Here is a 25,254-nt window from a genome sequence, read left to right as displayed (position 1 = left end):
TTACTATCTCTCAAAATCATTCGGTGGCACAATCCGCCCTGCAATGAAGGCCCTTCCCATGCCACAGTCGCATCCGCCAACCGGTTCAGCCGTGTCGCGGAAGGTTAATTAACCAGCTTTAACCAGCTTATGTTCCCTGAAGGGGAACGGAGGTCAGCGCAAGATGAGTGATTCAAACTCCAAAGGGGCGAACACGGGTTCCACCGTGTACCAAACCTATCAAAACAACACCTACCTGTTCGGTGGCAATGCTCCGTACGTCGAAGAGATGTATGAGAACTACCTGTCCAACCCCGGTAGCGTTCCCGACACATGGCGCGATTATTTCGACGCCCTGCAACACGTTCCCGCATCAGATGGCAGCACCGCCAAAGACGTGGCACACCTGCCGGTGATTAATGCTTTCGTCGATCTGGCGAAAAAAGGCGTTAAGCAAACGGTCGTGGCTTCAGGCGCCGATTCCGAAATGGGTCGCAAGCGCACTGCAGTGCAGCAATTGATTGCGGCTTACCGCAATGTGGGCGCACGTTGGGCTGATCTGGATCCTTTGAAGCGCATCGAGCGCGATGACATCCCTGAACTGGAGCCCTCGTTCTACGGCTTCAGCGATGCAGACCAGGAAACGGTCTTCAACATCAGCAACACATTCTTCGGCAAAGAGTCCATGAGCCTGCGTGAGCTCATGAACGCTTTGCGCGAGACCTACTGCGGCACCATCGGCGTGGAGTACATGTACACCACCGACCAGAACCAGAAGCGCTGGTGGCAGCAAAAGCTGGAGGCAACCCGCAGCAAGCCCCAGTTCAACGCAGAAAAGAAAAAACACATCCTGGAGCGCTTGACAGCTGCTGAAGGCCTTGAGCGTTACTTGCACACCAAGTACGTGGGCCAGAAGCGCTTCTCCCTCGAAGGTGGCGAGAGCTTTATTGCCGCCATGGACGAGCTGATCCAGCAAGCCGGCGCCAAAGGCATTCAGGAAATCGTGATCGGTATGGCGCACCGTGGCCGCCTGAACGTGCTGGTGAACACCTTGGGCAAGATGCCTGCGGACCTCTTCGCCGAGTTCGACCACACCGCACCTGAAGAGTTGCCCGCTGGCGACGTGAAGTACCACCAGGGTTTCAGCTCGGACGTGTCCACAGCGGGCGGCCCGGTCCACCTGTCGTTGGCGTTCAACCCTTCGCACTTGGAAATTGTGAACCCCGTGGTCGAAGGCTCGGTGCGTGCCCGTATGGACCGCCGTGCAGACCCCAAAGGCGCGCAAGTGCTGCCGGTGCTGGTGCACGGCGATGCGGCCTTCGGCGGCCAGGGTGTGAACCAGGAAACACTGGCATTGGCCCAAACCCGTGGTTACACCACCGGCGGCACAGTGCACATCATCATCAACAACCAGATCGGTTTCACAACCTCTGACCCCCGCGACATGCGCTCCAGTGCGTTCTGCACGGACATCGTGAAGATGGTCGAGTCTCCCGTGTTGCACGTGAATGGCGATGATCCGGAAGCGGTAGTTTTGGCAACGCAACTGGCCCTGGAATTCCGCATGGAGTTCGGTCAGGACGTGGTGGTGGACATCACTTGCTACCGCAAGTTGGGCCACAACGAGCAGGACACTCCTTCTCTGACCCAGCCGCTGATGTACAAAAAAATCAGCGCTCACCCCGGTACCCGCAAGCTGTACGCTGACAAGTTGTCTGCGCAAGGCTTGGGCACCGATTTGGGCGACACCATGGTCAAGGAATACCGCGCAGCCATGGATGCCGGCAAGCACACCGTAGACCCGGTGCTGACCAACTTCAAGAGCAAGTATTCGGTGGACTGGTCCCCGTTCCTGGGTAAGAAGTGGACAGATGCCGGCGACACAGCCATTCCTTTGACCGAGTGGAAGCGTTTGTCTGAAAAACTGACGACGATTCCTGAGAGCGTCACGCCTCACCAATTGGTGAAAAAGGTGTACGACGACCGCGCAGCCATGGGCCGCGGCGAAGTCAATGTGGACTGGGGCATGGGCGAACACATGGCCTTTGCGTCCTTGGTGGCCAGCGGCTACCCCGTGCGCTTGTCGGGTGAAGACTGCGGCCGCGGTACCTTTACCCACCGCCATGCCGTGATTCACGACCAGAAGCGTGAGAAGTGGGATGCCGGTACTTACGTGCCCTTGCAAAACGTGGCGGACAACCAGGCTCCGTTCGTGGTGATCGACTCCATCCTGTCTGAAGAGGCGGTGTTGGGCTTTGAGTACGGCTACGCTTCTAACGACCCGAACACCCTGGTGATCTGGGAAGCCCAGTTCGGCGACTTCGCCAACGGCGCTCAGGTGGTCATTGACCAGTTCATCGCGTCCGGTGAAGTGAAGTGGGGCCGTGTGAACGGCATCACCTTGATGCTGCCCCACGGCTACGAAGGCCAAGGCCCTGAGCACAGCTCGGCACGCCTGGAGCGCTTCATGCAATTGGCGGCTGACACCAACATGCAGATCGTGCAGCCGACAACGGCCAGCCAGATCTTCCACGTGCTGCGTCGTCAAATGGTGCGCAACCTGCGCAAGCCATTGATCATCATGACGCCCAAGAGCCTGTTGCGTAATAAGGATGCGACATCGCCGCTGTCCGAGTTCACCAAGGGTGCATTCCAGACCGTGATTCCCGAGAGCAAAGAGCTCAAGGGCGACAAGGTCAAGCGCGTGATTGCCTGCTCCGGCAAGGTGTATTACGACCTAGTGAAGAAGCGCGAAGAAAAGGGCGACACCGACGTTGCCATCATCCGCGTGGAGCAGCTGTACCCGTTCCCGCACAAGGCATTTGCGACTGAGCTCAAAAAGTACCCCAACGCTACCGACGTGGTGTGGTGCCAGGATGAGCCGCAAAACCAGGGTGCGTGGTTCTTTGTGCAGCACTACATCCACGAAAACATGTTGGAAGGCCAAAAGCTGGGCTACTCCGGCCGCGCTGCTTCGGCATCGCCCGCCGTGGGTTACTCCCACCTGCACCAGGAGCAACAAAAGGCTCTGGTCGAAGGCGCTTTCGGCAAGCTGAAGGGCTTTGTTCTGACTAAGTAAGTCAGCAGCACTTCACACTTACAACACATTACGGAAAGAATTTGATATGGCAATCGTAGAAGTCAAAGTCCCACAGCTGTCTGAATCTGTGGCGGAAGCAACCTTGTTGCAGTGGAAAAAGAAGGTCGGTGAAGCAGTCGCTATCGACGAAATCCTGATCGAAGTCGAAACCGACAAGGTTGTGATGGAAGTGCCCGCGCCAGCCGCTGGCGTGTTGGTCGAGCTGGTCGCGCCAGACGGCGCGACCGTCGGTGCCGAGCAGTTGATCGCCCGTATCGACACCGCTGCGGTGGCCGGTGCTGTTGCGGCACCTGCTGCAGCGCCCGCCGCTGCGCCTGCTGCAACCCCTGTGGCCGCTGCAGCTGCCAGCAACTCCAAAGCCGGTGTTGCCATGCCCGCTGCGGCGAAGCTGCTGGCCGACAACGGCATGGCCGCCGCTGATGTGTCGGGCACCGGTAAAGACGGCCGCATCACCAAGGGTGACGTGCTGGCTGCGGCTGCTGCTCCTAAAGTGGTAGCGACTGCCGTAATCCCCACGGGCGCTCCCACCAAGTCGTTGCCTCAAGTGGCAGCACCTTCGGTGAATCTGGGTGACCGTCCCGAGCAGCGCGTGCCCATGAGCCGTTTGCGTGCGCGCGTGGCTGAGCGCCTGCTGCAGTCCCAGTCGACCAACGCGATCCTGACCACCTTCAACGAAATCAACATGGCCCCGGTCATGGAGATGCGCAAGCGCATGCAAGAACGTTTCGAGAAGGAACACGGTTGCAAGTTGGGCTTCATGAGCTTCTTCGTCAAGGCTGCTGTTCATGCCCTGAAGAAGTTCCCTGTGTTGAACGCTTCTGTCGATGGCACTGACATCGTGTACCACGGCTACTTCGACATCGGTATCGCCGTGGGCTCTCCCCGTGGCTTGGTGGTGCCTATCCTGCGCAACGCAGACCAGATGAGCTTTGCCGATATCGAGAAGAAGATTGCAGAGTTTGGCCAGAAGGCCAAGGACGGCAAGTTGGGCATTGAAGAAATGACCGGCGGCACCTTCTCTATCTCCAACGGCGGTACTTTCGGTTCCATGATGTCGACCCCCATCATCAACCCGCCCCAGTCCGCTATTTTGGGTGTGCATGCGACCAAAGACCGCGCTATGGTCGAAAACGGCCAAGTGGTGGTTCGCCCCATGAACTACTTCGCTATGTCCTACGACCACCGCATCATCGACGGCCGTGAAGCCGTTCTGGGTCTGGTGGCCATGAAGGAAGCGCTGGAAGATCCAGCACGTCTGCTGTTTGACATCTAACTGAGTTTTCGCTGACACGGAGTCTGGGCGGTAGAGGGTTCTGCTCCGTGTCCTCCGCCCTGCGGGCTCCCCCTTTACCTGCGCAGAACCCTCAGCCACCCAGAATCCTAGGAAAATGTATGAGTAAACAATTCGACGTAGTCGTCATTGGCGGCGGCCCCGGTGGCTACATTGCCGCCATCCGCGCAGCCCAGTTGGGCTTCAACGTGGCCTGTATCGACGAGTGGAAGAATGCCGCTGGCGGCCCTGCGCCCGGCGGTACTTGCACCAACGTAGGCTGCATTCCCTCCAAGGCTTTGCTGCAGTCGTCCGAGCACTTCAATCATGCCAACCACCACTTTGCAGAGCACGGCATCGAGGTGAAGGGCGTGAGCATGGATGTGGCGAAGATGATCGGCCGCAAAAACACCGTGGTGAAGCAAAACAACGACGGCATCCTGTACTTGTTCAAGAAGAACAAGATCGCCTTCTTCCACGGCCGCGGCTCTTTCGTTAAAGCTGCTGAAGGCGGCTACGACATCAAGGTGGCGGGCGCCACTGAAGAAGTCATCACCGGCAAGCAAATCATCATCGCGACTGGTTCCAATGCCCGTGCATTGCCCGGCACACCGTTCGATGAAGTCAATGTGCTGTCCAACGATGGCGCCCTGAACATCGGCGCAGTGCCCAAAAAGCTGGGCCTGATCGGCTCCGGCGTCATCGGCCTGGAGATGGGCTCGGTATGGAAGCGCCTGGGTGCCGAAGTCACCATCCTGGAAGGTCTGCCCACATTCCTGGGCGCGGTAGACGAAGGTGTGGCCAAGGAAGCTTTCAAGGCATTCACCAAACAAGGCCTCAAGATTGAACTCGGTGTCAAAGTCGGCGAAATCAAAAACGGCAAAAAGGGCGTATCCGTGGCCTACACCAACGCCAAGGGCGAAGCCCTGTCGCTGGATGTCGACAAGCTGATCGTGTCCATCGGCCGGGTGCCTAACACCATTGGTTTGAACACCGAAGCCGTGGGCTTGGCGCTGGACGAACGCGGCGCGATTGTGGTGGACGGCGACTGCAAGACCAACCTGCCCGGCGTGTGGGCGGTGGGTGACGTGGTGCGCGGCCCCATGCTGGCGCACAAGGCGGAAGAAGAGGGCGTAGCGGTCGCTGAGCGCATTGCCGGTCAACATGGCCACGTGAATTTCAACACCATCCCTTGGGTGATTTACACCAGCCCCGAGATTGCGTGGGTCGGTCGCACCGAGCAGCAGCTCAAGGCGGACGGCGTGGCGTACAAAGCTGGCCAGTTCCCGTTCTTGGCGAACGGCCGTGCGCGCGCTCTGGGCGACACCACCGGTTTCGTGAAGTTCCTGGCCGATGCCACGACGGACGAGATTTTGGGTGTGCACATTGTGGGGCCACAAGCGTCAGAGTTGATCTCCGAAGCCGTGGTGGCCATGGAGTTCAAGGCGAGCGCAGAAGACATTGCCCGCATCTGCCACGCGCACCCTTCGTTGAGCGAAGCTACCAAAGAAGCGGCACTGGCCGTGGATAAGCGCACGCTGAACTTCTGATAGTTTTTAAGCGAAATAAGCTGCTAGCCCGCATGAATAGTGCGCTAGCAGCTTCTCTTTTTGTAGCGTAACGGAGTCTGCATTGAGCGTCAAAGAAGCCTACGAGGCGGAGCTGAAAGCCCGTGGATACACGGCCGACCCTGCGCAACTCCGCGCGGTGGAGGCACTGGAGCGTTGTGCCAGCGACTGGGCTGCCTACAAGGCCAAGCGCTCGAATGCTCTCAAAAAGCTCATCAACCGGCCCGATATTCCGCGCGGCGTGTACATGTTCGGCGGAGTAGGGCGGGGCAAGAGCTTTTTGATGGATTGCTTTTTCAACGCGGTGCCACTGAAGCGCAAAACCCGTCTGCATTTTCATGAGTTCATGCGGGAAGTGCACCACGAGTTGGTGAACCTGCAAGGAACGGTGAATCCGCTGGACGAGTTGGGCAAGCGCATGTCCAAGCGCTACCGCCTGATTTGCTTTGACGAGTTTCATGTGGCGGACATCACCGACGCCATGATCTTGCACCGGCTGCTCAATGCTTTGTTCGACAACGGCGTGGGCTTTGTCACCACCTCCAACTTCAAGCCGGATGACCTGTACCCGGGCGGCTTGCACCGCGACCGCATTTTGCCGGCCATTGCGTTGCTGAATGCCAAGCTGGAAGTGCTCAATGTGGATAACGGCACGGACTACCGCCGCCGCACCCTGGAAGACGCCAAGCTCTACCACGTGCCCAACGGTGCCGAGGCGGATGCTGCAATGACGGCCACGTTCAATGCCTTGGCGGAACAACATGATGAGGACCCGGTCCTTCGTATTGAGGCCCGCGAAATCAAGGCTTATCGCAAAGCCGGTGGTGTCGTGTGGTTTGACTTCAAGACGCTGTGTGGCGGCCCCCGCTCGCAGAATGACTACCTCGAAATCGCTTCGTGCTTTCACACGGTGTTTTTGAGTGGTGTACCGCATATGCCGGTGCGGATGGCGTCGGAGGCAAGGCGCTTCACCTGGCTGGTTGATGTGTTGTACGACCGGCGCGTGAAGTTGATCATGTCGGCGGATGTGGCTCCTGAGGCGCTGTACACCGAGGGCCCCATGTCTCATGAATTTCCGCGCACGGTGTCGCGTTTGACCGAGATGCAGTCCAAAGAGTTTTTGGAGCTGGAGCGTCGTACGGTGGACACCCGATTGACATGAAAGCCCATCGACTCTTGGGCGGTTTGCTGTTGGTGCAACTGGCCATCCAGCCTGGCTATGCCGACTCTCTAGAGGCTGTTGATGCGGAGCGCAAGGCTTTGCAGATTGAAGCGGCCCACGCGGAGTCGGCCTGCTATGACCGTTTCGCAGTCAACGCTTGCTTGTCCCGGTGGGCGGCTGAACAGCGCAGTCGCAGTGCGGCGTTGCGCAAGCGGGAGCTTGCCTTGCGTGATACGGCCCGCGCCCAGCGGACACGGGAGCAACTGGGGCAATTAGAGCAAAAACAGGCCGAGCTGGCGAACCGCCAGGAGGAGCTTGGCCAGAACCCGGTCGTTGCACGTCAGCCCAAGGTGGCGCCTGTGCCTGTGCCAGTGCCGGTGAGTCGGCCGGAGGCAGCTACATCAACATCGGTCATCAGCGCGGAACAGGCACAGGCCAATCGCGCAGCATTTGACAGCAAGCAGCAGGAGGCCGCACGCCGTAAGGCAGAGGTCGAAAAACGGATTGAAGAAAAGCCAGATCGGGCCGAGCCGCTTCCGGTCAGTCCTTAGCTTTTACGCGGCAGGGCACCCACTGCATCAGCTCTGCAGTGACTCTACTTTGACAATCACGACCGACAAATTGTCACCACCGCCCCGAGCGCGTGAGCGGGCTTTTTCAATTAAAAATTCTGTGGCCTCGCGCGCAGACAAGGTGGAAAGTACCGAGCCGAGTTCGCCGTTGTTGAAGTAGTGCCACACTCCGTCACTGCACGCCATGAGGACGTCGCCAGCCCGGAGTTTCGGTATGAAGTGAAAGTCCACCGGCGGATCGTTCTCCGTACCCAAGCATCCCATCAATATATTGGATTGCGGGTGGTTTGCTGCTTGTTCCTCAGTGATTTCGCCCCGATTGACCAGCGCCTGCACATAGGAGTGGTCACTGGTGCGTTTGACAAACCGGTTACCGTGAAACTGATAGACGCGGGAGTCACCTGTGTGGGCCCAGTGGCAGTCCCCACCGGGGTTGATCAGAAATGCAGCCAGGGTACTGTGGGGCTCTTCCTCAGAAGAAATGGCCGTCAGCTTGATCACAATATGGGCTTCCTGCACCACCTGGCGCAGAGTGACAACCGCGTCGTCAGTCGCGGGGTCATAGCGCTCGAAGAGCTGTTTGGCCGTCAGCATGACTTGGTCGGAGGCTTTTCTGCCGCCGCTGCGTCCGCCCATGCCGTCGGCGACTATGGCCAACAGGCAACCGTTGATCCGCGGGTGCTTGAAGAGCGAGACTTGGTCCTGCTGATATTCACGGTCACCTTTGTGGATGCCGGTGGAGGCGCTGAGGCGATAACCAGAGGACATGGTGTTTGTTGTGCTCTCGAAAAAATCGGTAGGTGGCGGCGGCAGCTGGCCGTATTATCGAGCGCTTGCCGTTTAGTGCGGTCAGTTTAACCCTCTAGCCGACTGCTTTTACCTTTGGAAACCAATCTACATTCGCCCGAGCGCAGGCTTATTGAGCTCCGCATGGCCCACAGTGATCTGGACGCTTGTATTGACTTGGCTTCATCCAAGGGGGGGATCACCGACGAGCTTTTGCTTCAGCGTCTCAAGAAAAGGCGACTGGGCTTGCGAGATGCTATCGCGCAGCTGCAGCGAAGCCTGACTCCGGACGAATCTGCTTGATGACTGAGCCAGAGGCGGCAGTTGCCGATGTGTTCGGGGGAGCAGGCACGTTAGCCCAACACGTCACCGAGTACACCCCGCGTGCGGGGCAGATCCAGATGGCGCAAGCGGTGGCTCGCGTTATGTCCACCGGCGGAGCGCTGGTGGTGGAGGCCGGCACGGGGATTGGAAAAACCTATGCGTATCTCGTCCCCGCGCTACAGAGCGGGCACAAGGTCTTGATCTCCACTGCGACCAAGGCGCTTCAGGATCAGTTGTTCGGGCGCGATATTCCAGAGTTGCTCAGCATGCTCAAAAGCCCGGCCCGGGTGGCTCTGCTAAAGGGCCGGAGTAGCTATCTCTGCCTTCATCGCCTTGCCTCCGCGAGACATGATGGAATGCTGCAGACAGCGGCTCCTCTGAGATTGCTGGCACAGGTTGAGCAATGGGCTGCCGCCACCCGGCAAGGCGATGTGGCCGAGGTGCCGGCGCTGGAAGAGTCATCTCAAGTACTGCCGCTGGTGACCTCCACCCGGGAGAGTTGCACAGCTTCTAAGTGCCCCCGATATGCCGACTGTTTTCTCTACAAGGCCCGGCGCGATGCGATGAACGCAGACATGGTGGTTATCAATCACCATCTCTTCTTTGCAGATTCCAACGTTCGGGAGTCCGGAGTTGCGGAGTTGCTACCCACTGTGAATACCGTCGTTTTCGATGAGGCGCATCAACTCAATGACATTGGGGTTCAGTTTTTGGGTCGGCAATGGTCGACGGGTCAAATTCTGGCGCTGGGGCGTGATGTGGTGTTTGTCGGAGCCCAGTCCGCCCGCGGTTTAGCCGATTGGCCTTGGTTGGTCGAGCAGATTGAAATGGCTGTGGTCGCTTTACACGCGATGTTTCCTGAACAGAAAGTGGCGGCCCAGCGTGCCATGTGGCAGTCGGTAGCGCCAGATGGCCTCCCCCCCGCTGTGTGGGCTTCGCGGATAACCCGTTTGGGTGAAGGGCTTCGCGCGCTCGCCCGGGCACTGGAAGGTGTTCGGGACGCGCATCCTGATTTAAAGGTGTTGTGGGAGCGGACCTGTGTGCTGCTGGATAGTGTCGAGTCGGCGTTACTGCCCGCGCAAGAGGGGCTCATACGTTGGGTCGAGTCGGGCCTACGCTTGCGATGTGTCGAGTCGCCCATGGATATCTCGGAAGCGATGCGCGCCAAGGTGGCGGTGGATACCGGTCAGGATTCTCTCAGGTCGTGGATTTTCACCTCTGCAACTCTCGGGGTCGGGCAGAGTTTGGATTGGTTTCTCTCGTCCAGTGGTTTGCAGGATGCGGAGTGCCTGCGAATTCCGAGCCCCTTTGATTATCTGAAACAAGCGGCGGTGTACGTTCCCAAGGCGTTTGCGCTGCCATCCTCACCTCAGCACAGCCATGCGGTAGCCGAGTTGGCGTCGGAGTCGGTGCAGATATTGGGTGGTCATACCTTGGTGTTGACGACGACACTCCGCGCGATGAAGCAAATCGGAGAGAGTATCCGGCAGATGCTCCCCGGGCATATCGATATCCGGGTGCTGGTGCAGGGTGAGGCGTCGAAGCGCGATCTGCTGGCGCAGTTTCAAGCTGCGAATGGCCGCGGAATGATTCTGGTCGGGTCCGCTACTTTTTGGGAAGGGGTCGATATTCCCGGGCGGGCCTTGCAGCTGCTGGTGATCGACAAGATTCCGTTTGCACCACCCGATGACCCGTTGCTGCAAGCGCGCTGCGCACAAGCAGAGCAGGAAGGGCGGAGCCCTTTCAATGAAATTCAGCTCCCCATGGCAGGCATTGCTTTAAAGCAGGGCGTCGGTCGCTTGATACGCCGTGAGTCAGATCGGGGGGTGCTGGTCGTGTGCGATTCCCGGCTTCGACAAATGGGCTACGGGAAAAAACTGCTCACCGCCTTGCCACCGATGCGCCCCTTGTCAGAGGCTGAGCAGTACTACGCAGCGCTCCATGCGCTCACCAGAGTTTCCACCACGGATCCGTACTAGCCCGGCCGCCGCGCGCAACAAATTCGGATTGCGGGAAGGTTTTATCGAGAATCCGCTTCGCATCGTCCCGCAGTTGGTCCATGCCCAAAGCGTCGTAGGATTTGTACAAGATGTACAGGGCCTCTTCGGTTGCGGGCACATCGCGGTAATCTGTAAGACACTGTTGGGCACGGTTGGCGGCCGCGAGGTAGGCGCCGCGCTTGTAGTAGTAGCGTGCCACATGCACTTCGTATTGGGCCAATGAGCCGACGATGTAATTCATGCGCAGCCGTGCGTCCGGTGCGTATTTGGACTCCGGGAACCGGGAGGTGAGTTCTTTGAATGCCTCGAAGGATTCTTTGGCTGCTTTTTGGTCGCGTTCAGCCAGATCCTGGCGGGTGACAGATGAGAGCAAGCCCAGGTCATCGTTGAAATTCACGACGCCCTTCAGGTAAATCGCATAGTCCAAAGCCGGGCTTGCAGGGTGCAACTTAATAAACCGCTCAAGTGTTGCGAGAGACTGCGCTTGCTCGCCGGCCTTGAAGTGGGCAAAAGCTTTGTCTAGTTGCGCTTGTTGTGCGAGCGGGGTTCCCGCTGCACGCGCTTCTAGCTTTTCCAGCAGAGGTACAGCTTTATCCCACTGAGAGGCGCCCATTTCGTCTTTTGCCTCTGCATACAAACGGTTCGGGCTCATGCCGGCTGTTTTGTCGATGGGGGCGCTGGAGCAGGCCACGAGCTGGCTGGCAAGGGTCGCCAGCATCAAGGCATAAACGACCGATAATTTCGCACGCAGCATTTTGGGGACTTTCTTGATTCAAACCGACGGAATTATATCGATGCACTGTGCGGAAACAGAGGCTGAAGACCCCGCTGAGCTTGCGGGTGAAACCGAGCTCCGTCACTTGGTTTTTCCCGCTGAAATGCACGGGGAGCGGTTGGATCGAGCGCTCGCAGTCCATGTGGACGAATTTTCGCGGAGTTATCTGCAGCAGCTCATTGAGCTGGGTTTGGTGCAGTTGAACGGGCGTGTCGTTCAGAAGGTGTCTGCCAAAGTCAAGGTGGGCGACACTGCCACCATTGAACTACGACCCACGCCGCAAAGCCAAGCGTTTAAGCCGGAGGCGATGGATCTGGATGTCAGGTATGAAGACGAGCATCTGCTAGTCATCAATAAACCGCCGGGCTTGGTGGTTCACCCCGCGCCCGGAAACTGGAGTGGCACTTTGCTAAACGGATTGCTGGGGTACAGCGCCCATGCATCTCTGGTTCCCCGCGCTGGAATTGTGCATAGGCTTGATAAAGACACCAGTGGTTTGATGGTCGTAGCCCGCACGCGGGCGGCCATGGACGCACTGGTAAAAGCCATTGCTGCCCGGGAGGTAAGTCGGCAGTATTTCGCTATCGCCCACAAAGCTTGGGCATGGACCGGTCTGAAGTCTGTCAGCGCGCCGATTGGCCGGGATCCGCGCAACCGGTTGAGAATGGCGGTCGTAGATCTGGCCTTGCACTCCGGTAAAGACGCGAGGACGGATTTCGAATTGATTTCGACCCGCCAAGTAGCCTGCTGGGTGCGTTGCATTTTGCATACGGGTAGGACGCATCAGATCCGTGTGCACATGGCGCACCTCGGCCATCCCTTGGTTTCGGATACTGTTTATGGCGGGGCTCCTGTTGCGGACATGCGCAGGCAAGCATTACATGCCTGCCGCCTTGCTTTTACGCACCCGGTGACGGGAGTTGAGCTGTTGTTTGAGTCTGAGCCGCCTGCTGATTTCATGTCACTTTCAACGCAACTTGGGCTCGGGTACAATTGGGCCTCCAAACCGGGAGGTTTGTAACTACGTGTCACGTAGGGTAGTCGACTGAGGCAAACAGCTTTTCCTACCTAGAGCGGTTGACTCCGGTCCGCAACAAACACCGGTTTCCATCTTTGAGTCCAGACTATGAACATGGTCGATGCCAAGCGTGTGCTCGAAACCGCTTTGATTTGTTCACCTCAGCCAATGACAGTGCGTGTGCTGAGAGAGCTATTTGCTGATGAAATTGGTGCGGATACGGTGAAATCGTTGCTTTCAGAGCTTCAGAGTGAGTGGGCTGAGCGCGGTGTGGAGTTGGTGAGTGTTGCGTCCGGCTGGCGATTCCAGAGTCGGCCAGAAATGCGCGAGTTTTTGGACCGGCTCCATCCGGAAAAGCCACCCAAGTACACGCGGGCAACGCTGGAAACCCTGGCCATCATCGCTTATCGACAGCCGGTTACCCGTGGCGATATGGAAGACATCCGAGGCGTCACGATCAGTTCGTTGCTTATCAAGCAGCTTGAAGATCGTGGTTGGGTAGAGGTCATTGGCCACCGTGAGGCGCCAGGAAGACCAGCGCTGTACGCGACCACGCGCCAGTTTCTGGACGATTTAGGCCTGAGCTCACTAGACCAGTTGCCATTGTTGGAGTCGCCGGATCGGGGTGTTGACCCGGTCATGGGTTTGGGTGACATGTTGGGTGTGGCAGAGACTTCTCCCGCTGGGGATGTGGCAGATGAAGGTCAACAATTAACTATGCCATTGCATGCGGCTTCGCCGGCAGTGGAAAACGGAACAACACTATGAACGATATTGACAACAACGCCGGCGCTGAGGCCGTTCAACCTCATGAAGAGATTGCTTCGTTGGAGGCTGCGCACGCCAAAGTCGGCGGTAATCGGTTCGATGATGTTGTTTCCGGACAGTTTGATGCCGACGAAGCCGCAGAAGATGTGAGCCTTCCCAAGCGTGTATTAGCGCCGCAAGCGGAAACCCCCAAGCTGCATAAAGTATTGGCCCAGTCAGGAATGGGTTCGCGCTTGGAAATGGAGCAGTTGATTCTGGAAGGGCGGATTTCGGTAAACAATGAGCCTGCCCATATCGGACAGCGCATTCAGTTTGGCGACAACATCAAAGTCAACGGTAAGCCTATTCGGTTCCGCATCGAGCCGCCGCCAGCACGCGTTATCGCTTACCACAAGCCGGTCGGGGAGGTGGTCACCCATGATGATCCTCAAAACCGGCCTACAGTGTTTCGCCGGCTGCCTAAGCTGCATCAGGGCAAGTGGCAATCGGTAGGGCGCTTGGATCTGAATACAGAAGGCCTGTTGTTGTTTACCAGCTCCGGTGAGCTCGCCAATAACCTCATGCACCCCCGGTTCGGTCTGGAGCGTGAATATGCGGTGCGGGTTTTGGGTGCGCTCACTAAAGAAGAAAAGCAAGCATTGCTGAATGGTGTTCAGCTCGACGATGGGATCGCTCAGTTCGGATCCATCGAAGACGGCGGTGGAGAAGGCTCCAATTGCTGGTACCGGGTGACCATTTCCGAAGGGCGCAACCGTGAGGTCCGGCGTATGTTGGAGTCCGTCGGGCATGCTGTAAGCCGGCTGATCCGTATTCGATATGGTGCGATGGTTCTCCCTCGGGGACTGAAGCGTGGTGCTTGGATGGAGCTGGATGAGACAGATATCCGCTCGCTCATGCAGGCGGCAGGCACTCCCAAGGCTCGAACCCGGGAAGAAGGTGCTTTTGGCGCAGGCGCAGCACCTCGCCCTCGCGGCCGGGGAGGGCGCCAAAGCGGACGTGGTCCGGCCTACCCGAAAGAAGGTTCAGTGGCATCGCAACCTGTGCGTCAGGGCGGTGCAAAGCCGCCCCGCCAGGCGAACCGTCAAGAAGGTGGGCAGCCGGACCCGATGAAGACTTCTTTGGGGTACATCGGCGCCGACAGCTTTACAAGGCAGCGACAAGAATCAAACGGCCGCGGTCGTCCGGGGGGCGGTCAACGCCGCTCCGGAGGCAGAAGTCGTTAATGCGGGTGGTAAACTCGCAGGCTTTGTCTACGTAAGACAAATACATTTTTCTAATTGGGAATTAATATGGCAATCGAACGCACACTCTCCATCATCAAGCCTGACGCAGTCGCCAAGAACGTGATCGGTCAAATTTACGCACGTTTTGAAGCAGCTGGCCTGAAGGTCGTGGCTGCTCGCATGGCACACCTGTCCCGCGGCGAAGCTGAAGCTTTCTACGCAGTGCACAAAGAGCGTCCTTTCTTCAAGGACCTGGTTGATTTCATGGTTTCCGGTCCAGTGATGATCCAGGCTTTGGAAGGCGAAGGCGCAATCGCTAAGAATCGCGACTTGATGGGCGCTACAGACCCTAAGAAAGCAGCTCCAGGGACCATCCGCGCTGATTTTGCAGACAGCATTGATGCCAACGCTGTTCATGGCTCCGACGCTGCTGAGACTGCCGCTGTGGAAATCGGCTTCTTCTTCGCCGGCATGAACGTTTACTCCCGCTAAATCAATATGGCGGTCAACCTGCTCGATTTCGACCTCGAGGGTCTGGCCGCCTTTTGCGAGAGCCTAGGCGAAAAGAAGTTTCGCGCGACCCAGCTATTTCGCTGGGTTCATCAAAAGGGCGCCAGCCAATTTGATGACATGAGCGACCTTGCGCGATCGCTCAGAGATAAATTGAAAGGCAATGCCCAGATCAAAGCATTGCCCGTGATTACCCAGCACATTTCCTCCGACGGAACCATCAAGTGGTTGTTTGACGTTGGTGGTGGTGATGCTGTGGAGACCGTTTTTATTCCCGAGTCGGACCGGGGCACCTTGTGCATTTCTTCGCAAGCGGGTTGCGCGGTAGGGTGTCGTTTCTGCTCAACGGGGCACCAAGGCTTCAGTAGAAACCTGAAGACGTGGGAAATTTTGGCTCAGCTCTGGTTTGCAGAACATTTTCTGCGTAAGCACCTGGGGGTTCAGGAGCGGGTGATTTCAAACGTGGTCATGATGGGCATGGGTGAGCCGCTCCAGAATTACGGGGCTTTGGTGCCAGCACTCAAGGCAATGCTGGATGACCATGGCTATGGGCTTTCACGCCGAAGGGTGACTGTCTCCACATCCGGTGTCGTTCCGATGATGGACCGCCTGCGGGATGATTGCCCAGTAGCCTTGGCAGTTTCCCTGCATGCGCCAACAGATGATCTACGGGACAACCTGGTCCCGCTCAACAAAAAGTATCCACTCTCTGAACTGCTTGATGCATGCAAACGCTATCTTGAGCGCGCACCGAGGGATTTCATCACCTTTGAGTACTGTATGTTGGATGGCGTGAACGATAGCCCGGAACAAGCGCTTGCTTTGCTTTCCTTGGTGCGTGACGCTGGTATCCCGTGCAAGTTCAATCTGATCCCTTTTAACCCTTTTCCTGCATCGGGGCTTTTGCGTTCGAAGAACAATGCGGTGCAAGCATTCGCTCGGATATTGGTAGACGGAGGGGTCGTGACAACAGTACGGAAGACACGTGGAGATGACATCGATGCAGCTTGTGGGCAACTCGCCGGGGATGTACGGGACCGTACTAATGTGGGTAGCCGTATCAATAAGCAGCGAACTGTCATGCTCCATCAGGTAAACGTGCCGGTTGTTGGAGATACCAATGGTTTGCAAAATGTCTGAGCTTGATTCTTTTATTGCCGGACAAATAGCTCGCCGTCTCTATCGACCTGCTTTCTGGAGCATTGTTTTTGTAGCACTGGGTGCAATTTACGGTTGTTCAAGCACGCCAACCCCCGCACCATCTACGGCTGACTTTGTGACCGACTCTGATGAGTCGCCAGCACGTAAGCGAGCCAAAATCCGTTTGGAGCTGGCCGCTGGGTACTTCAACAACGGGCAAACTACGGTTGCCCTTGATGAGGTGAAGCAATCGATTGCCGCCGATCCAGGGCTTTTTGAGGCGCACAACCTCCGCGGTCTCATTTACATGGCGCTCAATGACTTTCCATTGGCGGATGAAAGCTTCAGGCGGGCTCTCCAGTTAAGTCCTCGGGCTGCCAGTGTTCAACACAACTACGCTTGGATGCTGTGTCAGCAGGGACGGATGCCGGAGTCGTTTTCTAACTTTTCGTCTGCGATCAATAACCCTTTGTATTCTGAGCGCGCGAAATCTTGGATGGCTCTCGGAATATGCCAAATGAAATCCGGCTTGCGAAACGAAGCGCTTGTCAGCCTCACTCGCGCCCAAGAGCTCGATCCGGGTAGCCCCGTAGCCGGCTATAACCTTGCTTTGCTTTTGTTTCAGCAAGGCGATTTGTCCAAGTCACAGTTTTATGTGCGGCGGATCAACAACAGTGAATTCGCGAATTCCGAGACCCTGTGGCTCGGCATCAAAGTGGAGCAGGGCCTTGGTAACAAGGGCGCCGTGACTCAACTTGGGACACAGCTCCTGAAGCGATTCCCGAAGTCAAAAGAGGCCGCCAGTTTCGAGCGGGGAGCTTTCAATGAGTGACGTAGAGGCTGCAAGCCAACCTTCGGTGCCGGAAACCGAAGTTGTCAATAAAAAACAAGCTACAGCGGGTGAGTTGCTACGCGAGGCGCGCTTGGCTGCGGGCCTGCACATAGCGGCTTTGGCAGTTTCGATGAAAGTGCCCGTGAAGAAACTAGAGGCGTTGGAAGCAGATCGTGTCGATTTGTTGCCAGATGCCGTGTTTGTGCGGGCTCTGGCGTCTAGTGTTTGCCGAACTCTGAAGATTGATGCGAGTCCTATTCTGGAGCTTCTGCCTCCGTCGTCCGCGCCTCAATTTCAAACAGGAGATCGCGGTATCAATGCCCCATTCCGGGCGACTGGTGAGCGTCGTATTTCTTCTGTACCGGAAATTCTAAAACGGCCTCAAGTGCTTTTGGTGGCGGGCATATTGCTGGCTGCTGTCGTGGTGTCTACCATGCCCGATCTTCATATGCCGGCCTGGCTTGTTGGTTCAGCCTCCAAGGATGCAACTACAAGTGACCCAAAAGAAGTCGTCTTGGAGGCCTCGTCCCCAGTTCGAGAGTCAGAAGAAAAGGTAACGCCGGTCGAGGTAGTGCCAGCGGCACCGGTGGTGTCAGCTGCAGCTTCTCAGCCGGCTGCTGCGGCATCCTCACCGCTTATAGCTCAGGATCCGAGTCCTCCTTCCAAAGCTCCTGACCTCGTGATTATTCGGGCTAAAGGAACGACTTGGGTTGAGGTGCTTGATTCAACCGGAGCGGTCTTGGTGCGACGCATGCTACAAGCGGATGGCAGTACTTTGGCGAACGGTACGCCCCCGCTTTCGGTAGTGATCGGGAAGGCTGACCTAGTCGACGTGGAGGTTCGCGGCAAGCCATTTGCGGTATCTGGTGTTTCTAAAGACAACGTTGCTCGATTTGAGGTGAAGTAGTGGAACAGGTATTGCCCATTGCGTTAGCGCAGCCCCTAGTTCGGACGAGTTTGCAATCTGAGGTGAAGTGGGGCGGTCACGTCGTCACCGTAGGTGGTGCTGCTCCTGTGCGTATCCAGTCAATGACCAACACCGACACCGAAGATGCGATCGGTACTGCCATTCAAGTGAAAGAGCTTGCGGCAGCCGGGTCTGAGTTGGTTCGGATTACAGTCAATACCCCTGAGGCTGCACAAGCGGTGCCTCACATCCGTGCGCAACTGGACAGAATGGGAGTTAGCGTCCCCCTGATAGGTGATTTTCACTACAACGGCCACCGCCTTTTGAGCGACTACCCCGAGTGCGCAGAGTCTTTGTCGAAGTACCGGATCAATCCGGGAAATGTCGGCAAGGGTGACAAACGAGATCGACAATTCGCCCAGATGATCGAGGCAGCTATCAAATGGGAAAAACCCATTCGGATTGGTGTGAACTGGGGGAGTTTGGATCAGGAGCTCCTCGCTGCGCTGATGGATGAAAACAGCCGCAGGGCCCGTCCGTGGGATGCAAAGCAGGTCATGTACGAAGCATTGATAACTTCGGCGATTTCCTCTGCTGAAAAGGCCGAGGAAATCGGCTTGCCTGGGCACCAGATCATGCTGTCTTGCAAAGTAAGCGGGGTGACCGACTTGATTGCGGTCTACCGCGAACTCGCAAAGCGCTCAAAGTATGCGCTGCATTTGGGCCTGACTGAGGCGGGAATGGGAACAAAAGGTACCGTCGCGTCCGCTACGGCCTTGGGTATCCTTCTGCAGGAAGGTATCGGCGATACGATTCGTGTTTCATTGACACCTGCTCCCGGCGAAGCGCGTACACAGGAAGTTGTCGTGGCGTCTGAGATTATTCAATCATTAGGTTTGCGAAAATTCGTACCCAGCGTAACAGCTTGCCCCGGCTGTGGGCGGACGACCAGTACAACTTTTCAAGAGCTGACAAAGCAGATTGACGATTTCCTTAGAGATCAGATGCCTGTCTGGCGTAGCCAATATCCCGGCGTAGAAAACATGAAAGTCGCGGTGATGGGATGTATCGTCAACGGCCCGGGTGAGAGCAAGCATGCTGATATTGGTATCAGCCTCCCCGGCACCGGCGAGGCTCCTGCGGCACCGGTCTACATCGATGGTGAAAAGAAAATGACCTTGCGAGGCGACGCCATTGCCAGCGAGTTTCAAGCAGTGGTTGAAAACTACATCAAAGCGCGCTTTTCGCGCCAATCCCCACAAGTTTGAGAGTCTATGTCAGAGAAAAATAGTCCGCGCAAAGTGGACAAAATCGTTGCCGTTAAGGGTATGAACGATATCCTGCCCCCCCAATCGGCGGCTTGGGAGACCTTGGAGTCCCTCGTTCGCAATCTGATGCGTAGGTTTGCTTTCGAAAATATCCGCACACCTATCGTGGAACCCACCGCGCTGTTTGTACGGGGGCTTGGTGAGGTAACGGATATTGTCGAGAAGGAGATGTATTCCTTTGAAGACCGCCTGAATGGCGAAGCGTTAACTCTCCGGCCTGAAAATACCGCTGGCGTAGTGCGGGCAGCAGTAGAGCATTCATTGTTATACGGTGGACCGAAACGCCTCTACTACATGGGGCCTATGTTCCGCCATGAGCGTCCCCAAAGGGGGCGCTACCGACAGTTTCACCAGATCGGGGCGGAAGCCTTGGGGTTTGGTGGGCCGGAAGTGGATGCAGAAGTGATTTTGATGGCGCACATGATGTGGCAAGAGCTTGGCTTGTCGGACATCGAACTTCAAATCAATAGCTTGGGTCAGCCCGAGGAGCGTCAACTTCATCGAAATGCACTGATTGCACACTTTGAGTTGCATGAGGCTGTCTTGGATGAAGAGGCCAAACGCCGCTTGCACCTTAACCCACTTCGCTTGCTCGACTCCAAAAATCCTGCGATGCAAGGCGTAATCGAAGCTGCACCAAAGCTCATCGACCTTTTAGGGCTTGAATCCAAAGCTCACCTTGATGCAGTGACCCGCCTACTTGAGTGCCACGGTGTCCCTTATCGAATCAACCCCCGGTTGGTTCGCGGCATGGACTACTACAACTTGACCGTATTCGAGTTTGTAACGACCAAGCTGGGGTCACAAGGTACGGTCTGTGCTGGCGGGCGATACGATTATCTGATCGAGCAAATCGGCGGCAAGGCAGCCCCGGCAGTGGGCTGGGCGATGGGTGTCGAGCGGGTGTTGGAGTTGTTGCAGGAGTCGGGCAGGGACCTTTCTTTGCCTGCTCTCGACGTCTACGCGATCATTTTGTCAGCAGAGTACATGGCAACCGTGATGCCTGTATTGGCTCTTTTACGGCAAGCTGGCCTGTCGGTACAAATGCAAGCCAGCAATCCGGAGGGTATGCCTAGCCTTAAATCACAGTTTAAGCGGGCAGACGGCTCCGGGGCGCGTTTTGCATTTGTCTTTGGTCCGGATGAGCAGGCCTCAAGGCAAGTCACTATCAAATCATTGCGGAACTCGGAAGTTCCACAGGTCACCATTTCGCTCTCTGACGTAGCGAAGTGGGCATCTCAGCACACCACAAAAGTATAAAAGGGTACACCATGGCAAACCATTTAGATCTCGAAGAACAAGAGCAACTAGATCAGCTGAAGCATTTCTGGAAGCAATATGGCAATGCGATTACCTGGGTTTTGATTGCCGTCCTAGGTGGGTTCGCTTCGTGGAACGGTTACCAATGGTGGAACAAGCGTCAAGCCGAACAAGCTTCTGCAATGTTTGAAGAAGTCGATCGCATCATTGCTAGCGGAGACTTAGTCGCGGCTGGTCGAGCCTTCGATGACATGAAGCAACGTTTTCCATCTGTGTTTTATACACAGCAGTCCGGCCTCAATCTTGCCAAGGTGGCTTACCTCACCGGCAAGTCTGACGTCGCCAAGGGCGCGTTGAGTTGGGTTGCGGATAGCAAGGCAGATGCCGGCCTTGCCGCGCTGGCTAAGGTCCGCCATGCCGGTCTTTTGATTGAGGCTAAGGAATATGACGGCGCCGCCAAAATATTGGCGGGTGAGTTTCCAGCGGAGTTCAAAGGTCTGGTGGCGGACAAGCGTGCAGATTTGTCTCTCTCCCAAGGCAAAACTGAGGACGCTATTGCTGGCTTCAAAGAAGCGGTAAAACTTTTTCCTCCGCAAGATCAGTACCGTCGCCTGGTCGAGGTCAAGCTGGCCGCGCTGGGTGCCGGTGAGGTGAAGTGATCAGTATGGCAAAGCGGTTTTCACTTTTTTCGCGCTCTGTTATTCTGGTTGGCAGCCTAGTTCTGTCGGCCTGCTCGGGGCCGACTAAGCAAAAACCCGCTGAGTTGGCACCCCTGGTTCCACTCTTGGGCGTGAAGGCTGTTTGGAAAGGTAACCTGGGGGAGGTCACTTTCCCCTTGGAGCTCAAGAGTGCTGGTAGCGAGGTTTACTTTGCCAATGCTGCGGGTACCGTCACGACAATGGACGCCGAGAACGGTAGCGTTCGCTCGAAAACCGAAGCTGGCGCCCGGATATCTGCCGCCGTTGGCGTCAGTGCGGGACGCATCGCAGTTGCCACTGCGGCAGGTGACGTTGTCGTGATGCAAGGGGGCAAAGTCCTTTGGAAACAAAACCTCAGCGCAGTGGCAACTACCCCACCACTGGTTGCTGGTGGGCGAGTGTTCGTGGTAACCCCGGATCGGACGTTGTTTGCGTTTGACGGCGAATCGGGTAAGCGGCTCTGGCAACAACAGCGTGGAGCGGACACCTTGGTGTTGGATCGCCCTGGCGTTTTGTTTCCTGCGGGCGACACCCTGGTAGCCGGGCTGGGCGGTCGTCTGGTGGGGCTCAACCCTGCCAACGGAAGCCAGAAGTGGGACGTTCCTGTGGCGTTGGGCCGTGGTACCAATGAGGTCGAGCGCTTGGTTGACGTTGTCTCCGGCATAAGTCGTCAGGGAAGTAATGTGTGCGTGAGGGCTTATGCAAGCTCAGTTGCTTGCATTGACTTGGCAACAGCGAAGTCTCTCTGGTCCAAACCTGCCAATGGCTTTACGGGAATCAGTGGAAACGAAAGTGTGGTTTTTGGTACGGAGCTCGATGGGACTCTTATTGCCTGGAATCGCCTGAATGGTGAAAAAGTCTGGCAATCAGACAAATTTAAATGGCGGGAGCTCGGTACCCCGGTTCTGCTGGGCTCCACATTGGTGGTGCCTGACAACGCAGGTTTTCTGCATTTGCTGTCAGCTGCTGATGGCGCAACGGTCGGTCGGCTTACGCTTGACGGTTCTCCTCTTGCTGCAACGCCGGTCCTCGCCGGCAACACCCTGGTCGCAGTGACCCAGATGGGGGGCATTTTCGCCTTCCGCCCCGAATAAAAAAGGTCATTCATGAAGCCAGTAATCGCTCTGGTGGGTCGTCCCAATGTTGGGAAATCCACTCTTTTTAACCGCCTGACCAAGACGCGCGATGCGATCGTCGCGGACTTTGCGGGACTTACGCGCGACCGTCATTACGGAAATGGCAAACACGGTAAGCACGAATTCATTGTTATCGATACCGGCGGCTTTGAGCCGGACGCAGGTAGCGGCATTTTTAAAGAAATGGCGAAGCAAACTCGCCAAGCCGTCGCAGAAGCAGATGTTGTTGTCTTTGTGGTGGATGCCCGCGCGGGCTTGTCTGCTCAGGATCACGACATCGGCAACTACCTCCGGAAACTGGGCAAACCTTGCTTGGTGATTGCCAACAAGGCCGAAGGCATGAAGGCCGGTGCACAGCTTTCCGAATTTTTTGAATTGGGCTTGGGAGAGGTTTACCCGGTGTCTGCAGCCCATGGTCAAGGCATGCGATCGCTCATTGAGCTTGCGCTGGATGCCTTGCATCTTGAGGAGCCGGAGGATGATCCCGAGCCGGCAGACCCGAGCATCATTAAGCTTGCAGTGGCCGGGCGACCCAATGTGGGTAAGTCCACCCTGATTAACACTTGGCTGGGTGAAGAGCGTTTGGTTGCTTTTGATATGCCTGGCACTACCCGGGATGCTATTTCGGTCCCGTTTGAGCGCAATGGGCAAAAGTTTGAGCTCGTGGACACTGCAGGTTTGCGTCGCAAGGGCAAGGTCTTTGAGGCGATCGAGAAATTCTCAGTCGTGAAAACCTTGCAGGCAATTGAGTCCGCCAGCGTGGTGTTGCTATTGATTGACGCGGAGCAGGGCGTCACGGATCAAGATGCTCACATTGCCGGATACATACTAGAGTCCGGGCGCGCTGTCGTCGTGGCGGTGAATAAGTGGGATGCCGTGGACGAATACCAACGCGAATTGGTAAAGCGGTCACTTGAAACGCGATTGGGTTTCTTGAAGTTTGCATCGCTGCATTTGATTTCAGCCAAGAAGCGTCAAGGCTTGGGGCCTGTCTGGGATGCCATTGCCCAAGCGCACAAAGCCGCAAACTGCAAAATGCCGACGCCTGTTTTGACACGCCTATTGCTAGAAGCCGTGCAATTCCAAACACCCAAGAAAACCGGGGCCTACCGTCCAAAGCTGCGCTATGCCCACCAAGGCGGGATGAATCCTCCCATCATTGTGGTGCACGGCAACTCGCTCGAGCATGTCACCGAGGCTTACAAGCGATTTCTGGAAGGGCGATTCCGCAAGGAGTTCAATCTCGTAGGTACGCCACTGCGCATTGAGATGAAGTCCTCTGCCAACCCATTTGCAGACAAAGACTGAAAGCTTTTTGCCTCTCTAAGACCTTAATTGGCCTGCCGGCCAGCCGCCACACCCTAGTGTGGTATCGTCAAACCCTTATTAATTTTTTGAACACGGAGAATATCGTGAGCAACAAAGGCCAACTTCTTCAAGACCCCTTCCTCAACGCTTTGCGTAGGGAGCACGTACCGGTGTCCATTTATTTGGTCAACGGTATCAAGCTGCAGGGTCAGATTGAATCATTTGATCAGTACGTAGTATTGCTTCGCAATACCGTGACCCAAATGGTTTACAAGCATGCAATTTCCACCATTGTTCCCGGTCGCGCAGTGAATCTGGCGGCCGCTGCGGACGAGACTTCGGCTGCCTGAGGCCGGTTGTCCAGGTCGGTTCACCCCGACCTGATAGTTTTGAAAAATCTTTCCTTTCTTGAGTAAATCGATGGACAGTCAGTCGGCGCCGACTATTTTGGTGGGGGTCGATCTTGGTTTGCCCAACTTTGATTCTGAGCTGGAAGAGTTGGGTTTGCTCGCTCAGACTGCCGGTCTACATCCGGTTGCTAGGGTGGTTTGCAAGCGCAGGGCACCTGACGCCGCGCTGTTTGTAGGTTCCGGTAAGGCCGAAGAGATACGGCAGCTGGCGTTACAAACCGGCGCAACAGAAATTTTGTTTGACCAGGCGCTTAGTCCTGGCCAGCAGAGGAATCTGGAGCGCCATATGCAAATGCCGGTCAACGACCGGACCTTCTTGATTCTCGAAATCTTTGCGCAGAGGGCGAGAAGCCATGAAGGTAAGCTGCAAGTGGAGCTCGCCCGGCTTCAGTACCTGAGCACCCGCTTGGTCCGCAGATGGTCGCACTTAGAGCGGCAGCGCGGCGGTATAGGCACGCGCGGCGGCCCCGGCGAGACCCAGATCGAGTTGGATCGCCGAATGATCAGTGAAAACATCAAGCGGACCAAAGAGCGCCTCAGCAAAGTAAAGCGCCAACGTCAAACGCAAAGACGCCAACGGGAGCGGCGGGACGCCTTCAACATTTCCCTCATCGGTTACACGAATGCTGGCAAGTCCACGCTCTTCAATGCATTGGTGAAGGCACGCACATACGCCGCGGATCAGCTATTTGCGACCTTGGACACCACAACCCGGCAGCTCTACCTCGGCGAAGCAGGGCGTTCGGTATCACTGTCTGACACCGTGGGTTTTATTCGTGATCTGCCGCACGGTTTGGTGGATGCTTTCCAGGCGACCCTGCAAGAGGCTATCGACGCCGACTTGTTGCTCCATGTCGTGGATGCGGCTAACCCTGAGTTTCCGGAGCAGATTGCGCAAGTTCAATTGGTACTGAAAGAAATTGGTGCTGCTGACATTCCGCAGCTCCTGGTATTCAATAAACTAGACGCCATCGCGGAAGATGCGCAGCCTATCCGGCTTGATGATTTTTATGACATCGAGGGCCTTCAAACACCACGGATTTTCGTGAGTGCTCGAACGTTGGCAGGCATGCCTACCCTCCGTCAAAAACTGGCTGAAATAGCTAAACCAGAACCTGACGCGCCCGAGGATTCGCCGATTCACCCTGACGCCCTCGGGGATGAGGCTTGAGTTGGCACA

23 protein-coding genes are annotated in these 25,254 nt (G+C 56.6%); 21 read left to right on the top strand and 2 right to left on the bottom strand.

The genetic code is table 11. The features are described 5' to 3' along the window. Positions 1–163: 163 nt before the first annotated feature. The 5 genes from QZW03_RS12680 to QZW03_RS12660 all read left to right on the top strand — a co-directional run bounded on the left by QZW03_RS12680 (position 164) and on the right by QZW03_RS12660 (position 7,630). Positions 164–3,058 (top strand): 2-oxoglutarate dehydrogenase E1 component, encoded by a 2,895-nt coding sequence (locus QZW03_RS12680; protein WP_296510367.1) that lies wholly within the window; start codon positions 164–166, stop codon positions 3,056–3,058. A gap of 46 nt (positions 3,059–3,104) precedes the next feature. Further along, the gene (gene odhB, locus QZW03_RS12675) at positions 3,105–4,352 is read left to right on the top strand and encodes a 2-oxoglutarate dehydrogenase complex dihydrolipoyllysine-residue succinyltransferase (RefSeq protein ID WP_296510366.1); all 1,248 of its coding nucleotides are present in this window, start codon (positions 3,105–3,107) and stop codon (positions 4,350–4,352) included. Between the two features lie 119 nt (positions 4,353–4,471). Beyond that, a complete protein-coding gene (gene lpdA / locus QZW03_RS12670; protein WP_296510365.1) occupies positions 4,472–5,899 on the top strand; it encodes a dihydrolipoyl dehydrogenase in 1,428 nt (475 codons plus the stop codon). 82 nt (positions 5,900–5,981) lie between these two features. Continuing rightward, the gene (gene zapE / locus QZW03_RS12665) at positions 5,982–7,079 is read left to right on the top strand and encodes a cell division protein ZapE (protein ID WP_296510364.1); all 1,098 of its coding nucleotides are present in this window, start codon (positions 5,982–5,984) and stop codon (positions 7,077–7,079) included. Then, entirely contained in the window at positions 7,076–7,630 is a 555-nt protein-coding gene (locus QZW03_RS12660; RefSeq protein WP_296510363.1) for a hypothetical protein, read from the top strand. Before zapE ends, QZW03_RS12660 begins: the two co-directional genes overlap by 4 nt. 27 nt (positions 7,631–7,657) lie before the next feature. On the opposite strand, the gene QZW03_RS12655 is transcribed toward QZW03_RS12660, so the two are convergent. After that, positions 7,658–8,419 (bottom strand): protein phosphatase 2C domain-containing protein, encoded by a 762-nt coding sequence (locus QZW03_RS12655; RefSeq protein ID WP_296510362.1) that lies wholly within the window; start codon positions 8,417–8,419, stop codon positions 7,658–7,660. A 114-nt stretch (positions 8,420–8,533) separates the two neighbouring features. Here QZW03_RS12655 and QZW03_RS12650 point away from each other — a divergent pair, with 114 nt between their 5' ends. Then, positions 8,534–8,740 carry a YdcH family protein gene (locus QZW03_RS12650; protein WP_296510361.1) on the top strand — a complete coding sequence of 69 codons (207 nt, stop codon included), beginning with the start codon at positions 8,534–8,536 and terminating at the stop codon, positions 8,738–8,740. Continuing rightward, positions 8,740–10,740, top strand: a complete 2,001-nt coding sequence (locus tag QZW03_RS12645) for an ATP-dependent DNA helicase (RefSeq protein WP_296510360.1) — start codon at positions 8,740–8,742, stop codon at positions 10,738–10,740. Before QZW03_RS12650 ends, QZW03_RS12645 begins: the two co-directional genes overlap by 1 nt. Here QZW03_RS12645 and QZW03_RS12640 read toward each other — a convergent pair. Beyond that, positions 10,709–11,515: an outer membrane protein assembly factor BamD gene (locus tag QZW03_RS12640; RefSeq protein WP_296510359.1), complete on the bottom strand. Its 807-nt coding sequence runs from the start codon at positions 11,513–11,515 to the stop codon at positions 10,709–10,711. The two genes, QZW03_RS12645 and QZW03_RS12640, sit on opposite strands and share 32 nt — an antisense overlap. 40 nt (positions 11,516–11,555) lie before the next feature. On the opposite strand from QZW03_RS12640, the gene QZW03_RS12635 reads away from it, so the two are divergent. The 14 genes from QZW03_RS12635 to hflX all read left to right on the top strand — a co-directional run bounded on the left by QZW03_RS12635 (position 11,556) and on the right by hflX (position 25,245). Continuing rightward, on the top strand, positions 11,556–12,557 hold the full coding sequence (locus tag QZW03_RS12635; protein ID WP_296510416.1) for an RluA family pseudouridine synthase: 1,002 nt from the start codon (positions 11,556–11,558) through the stop codon (positions 12,555–12,557). 105 nt (positions 12,558–12,662) lie between these two features. Next, complete coding sequence (gene scpB, locus QZW03_RS12630; RefSeq protein WP_296510358.1) at positions 12,663–13,322, top strand: SMC-Scp complex subunit ScpB; 660 nt, start codon at positions 12,663–12,665, stop codon at positions 13,320–13,322. After that, positions 13,319–14,545, top strand: a complete 1,227-nt coding sequence (locus QZW03_RS12625) for a pseudouridine synthase (RefSeq protein WP_296510357.1) — start codon at positions 13,319–13,321, stop codon at positions 14,543–14,545. The genes scpB and QZW03_RS12625 overlap by 4 nt, the downstream gene beginning before the upstream one ends. 66 nt (positions 14,546–14,611) lie before the next feature. Next, the gene (gene ndk, locus QZW03_RS12620; RefSeq protein WP_296510356.1) at positions 14,612–15,037 is read left to right on the top strand and encodes a nucleoside-diphosphate kinase; all 426 of its coding nucleotides are present in this window, start codon (positions 14,612–14,614) and stop codon (positions 15,035–15,037) included. A gap of 6 nt (positions 15,038–15,043) precedes the next feature. Beyond that, positions 15,044–16,195 (top strand): 23S rRNA (adenine(2503)-C(2))-methyltransferase RlmN, encoded by a 1,152-nt coding sequence (gene rlmN, locus QZW03_RS12615; protein ID WP_296510355.1) that lies wholly within the window; start codon positions 15,044–15,046, stop codon positions 16,193–16,195. Then, positions 16,188–17,027 carry a type IV pilus biogenesis/stability protein PilW gene (gene pilW / locus QZW03_RS12610; protein WP_296510354.1) on the top strand — a complete coding sequence of 280 codons (840 nt, stop codon included), beginning with the start codon at positions 16,188–16,190 and terminating at the stop codon, positions 17,025–17,027. Before rlmN ends, pilW begins: the two co-directional genes overlap by 8 nt. Continuing rightward, the gene (locus QZW03_RS12605) at positions 17,020–17,934 is read left to right on the top strand and encodes a helix-turn-helix domain-containing protein (protein ID WP_296510353.1); all 915 of its coding nucleotides are present in this window, start codon (positions 17,020–17,022) and stop codon (positions 17,932–17,934) included. The genes pilW and QZW03_RS12605 overlap by 8 nt, the downstream gene beginning before the upstream one ends. Further along, positions 17,934–19,202 (top strand): flavodoxin-dependent (E)-4-hydroxy-3-methylbut-2-enyl-diphosphate synthase, encoded by a 1,269-nt coding sequence (gene ispG / locus QZW03_RS12600; protein WP_296510352.1) that lies wholly within the window; start codon positions 17,934–17,936, stop codon positions 19,200–19,202. Before QZW03_RS12605 ends, ispG begins: the two co-directional genes overlap by 1 nt. 6 nt (positions 19,203–19,208) lie before the next feature. Further along, positions 19,209–20,522, top strand: a complete 1,314-nt coding sequence (gene hisS / locus QZW03_RS12595; protein ID WP_296510351.1) for a histidine--tRNA ligase — start codon at positions 19,209–19,211, stop codon at positions 20,520–20,522. A gap of 11 nt (positions 20,523–20,533) precedes the next feature. Continuing rightward, on the top strand, positions 20,534–21,181 hold the full coding sequence (locus QZW03_RS12590) for a tetratricopeptide repeat protein (RefSeq protein ID WP_296510350.1): 648 nt from the start codon (positions 20,534–20,536) through the stop codon (positions 21,179–21,181). A gap of 5 nt (positions 21,182–21,186) precedes the next feature. After that, positions 21,187–22,314 carry an outer membrane protein assembly factor BamB gene (bamB, locus tag QZW03_RS12585; RefSeq protein ID WP_296510349.1) on the top strand — a complete coding sequence of 376 codons (1,128 nt, stop codon included), beginning with the start codon at positions 21,187–21,189 and terminating at the stop codon, positions 22,312–22,314. Positions 22,315–22,326: 12 nt separating this feature from the next. Continuing rightward, positions 22,327–23,664 (top strand): ribosome biogenesis GTPase Der, encoded by a 1,338-nt coding sequence (der, locus tag QZW03_RS12580; protein ID WP_296510348.1) that lies wholly within the window; start codon positions 22,327–22,329, stop codon positions 23,662–23,664. A gap of 104 nt (positions 23,665–23,768) precedes the next feature. Next, positions 23,769–24,014 carry an RNA chaperone Hfq gene (gene hfq, locus QZW03_RS12575; RefSeq protein ID WP_296510347.1) on the top strand — a complete coding sequence of 82 codons (246 nt, stop codon included), beginning with the start codon at positions 23,769–23,771 and terminating at the stop codon, positions 24,012–24,014. 70 nt (positions 24,015–24,084) lie between these two features. Beyond that, a complete protein-coding gene (hflX, locus tag QZW03_RS12570) occupies positions 24,085–25,245 on the top strand; it encodes a GTPase HflX (RefSeq protein WP_296510415.1) in 1,161 nt (386 codons plus the stop codon). Positions 25,246–25,254 lie beyond the last annotated feature (9 nt).

The sequence above is a fragment of the Rhodoferax sp. genome, assembly GCF_013297935.1.
GTDB lineage: Bacteria > Pseudomonadota > Gammaproteobacteria > Burkholderiales > Burkholderiaceae_C > Allorhodoferax.
The sequence above is the reverse complement of the archived record's forward strand: the minus strand, read 5'-3'. Positions and strand labels throughout refer to the sequence as shown.

Excerpts from the sequence above, each read along its gene's own strand:
- QZW03_RS12680 (WP_296510367.1), top strand. The coding sequence starts at position 164 with ATGAGTGATTCAAACTCCAAAGGGGCGAACACGGGTTCCACCGTGTAC.
- odhB (WP_296510366.1), top strand. The coding sequence starts at position 3,105 with ATGGCAATCGTAGAAGTCAAAGTCCCACAGCTGTCTGAATCTGTGGCG.
- lpdA (WP_296510365.1), top strand. The coding sequence starts at position 4,472 with ATGAGTAAACAATTCGACGTAGTCGTCATTGGCGGCGGCCCCGGTGGC.
- QZW03_RS12660 (WP_296510363.1), top strand. The coding sequence starts at position 7,076 with ATGAAAGCCCATCGACTCTTGGGCGGTTTGCTGTTGGTGCAACTGGCC.
- QZW03_RS12655 (WP_296510362.1), bottom strand. The coding sequence starts at position 8,419 with ATGTCCTCTGGTTATCGCCTCAGCGCCTCCACCGGCATCCACAAAGGT.
- QZW03_RS12645 (WP_296510360.1), top strand. The coding sequence starts at position 8,740 with ATGACTGAGCCAGAGGCGGCAGTTGCCGATGTGTTCGGGGGAGCAGGC.
- QZW03_RS12640 (WP_296510359.1), bottom strand. The coding sequence starts at position 11,515 with ATGCTGCGTGCGAAATTATCGGTCGTTTATGCCTTGATGCTGGCGACC.
- QZW03_RS12635 (WP_296510416.1), top strand. The coding sequence starts at position 11,556 with ATGCACTGTGCGGAAACAGAGGCTGAAGACCCCGCTGAGCTTGCGGGT.
- scpB (WP_296510358.1), top strand. The coding sequence starts at position 12,663 with ATGAACATGGTCGATGCCAAGCGTGTGCTCGAAACCGCTTTGATTTGT.
- QZW03_RS12625 (WP_296510357.1), top strand. The coding sequence starts at position 13,319 with ATGAACGATATTGACAACAACGCCGGCGCTGAGGCCGTTCAACCTCAT.
- ndk (WP_296510356.1), top strand. The coding sequence starts at position 14,612 with ATGGCAATCGAACGCACACTCTCCATCATCAAGCCTGACGCAGTCGCC.
- rlmN (WP_296510355.1), top strand. The coding sequence starts at position 15,044 with ATGGCGGTCAACCTGCTCGATTTCGACCTCGAGGGTCTGGCCGCCTTT.
- pilW (WP_296510354.1), top strand. The coding sequence starts at position 16,188 with ATGTCTGAGCTTGATTCTTTTATTGCCGGACAAATAGCTCGCCGTCTC.
- QZW03_RS12605 (WP_296510353.1), top strand. The coding sequence starts at position 17,020 with ATGAGTGACGTAGAGGCTGCAAGCCAACCTTCGGTGCCGGAAACCGAA.
- hisS (WP_296510351.1), top strand. The coding sequence starts at position 19,209 with ATGTCAGAGAAAAATAGTCCGCGCAAAGTGGACAAAATCGTTGCCGTT.
- QZW03_RS12590 (WP_296510350.1), top strand. The coding sequence starts at position 20,534 with ATGGCAAACCATTTAGATCTCGAAGAACAAGAGCAACTAGATCAGCTG.
- bamB (WP_296510349.1), top strand. The coding sequence starts at position 21,187 with ATGGCAAAGCGGTTTTCACTTTTTTCGCGCTCTGTTATTCTGGTTGGC.
- der (WP_296510348.1), top strand. The coding sequence starts at position 22,327 with ATGAAGCCAGTAATCGCTCTGGTGGGTCGTCCCAATGTTGGGAAATCC.
- hflX (WP_296510415.1), top strand. The coding sequence starts at position 24,085 with ATGGACAGTCAGTCGGCGCCGACTATTTTGGTGGGGGTCGATCTTGGT.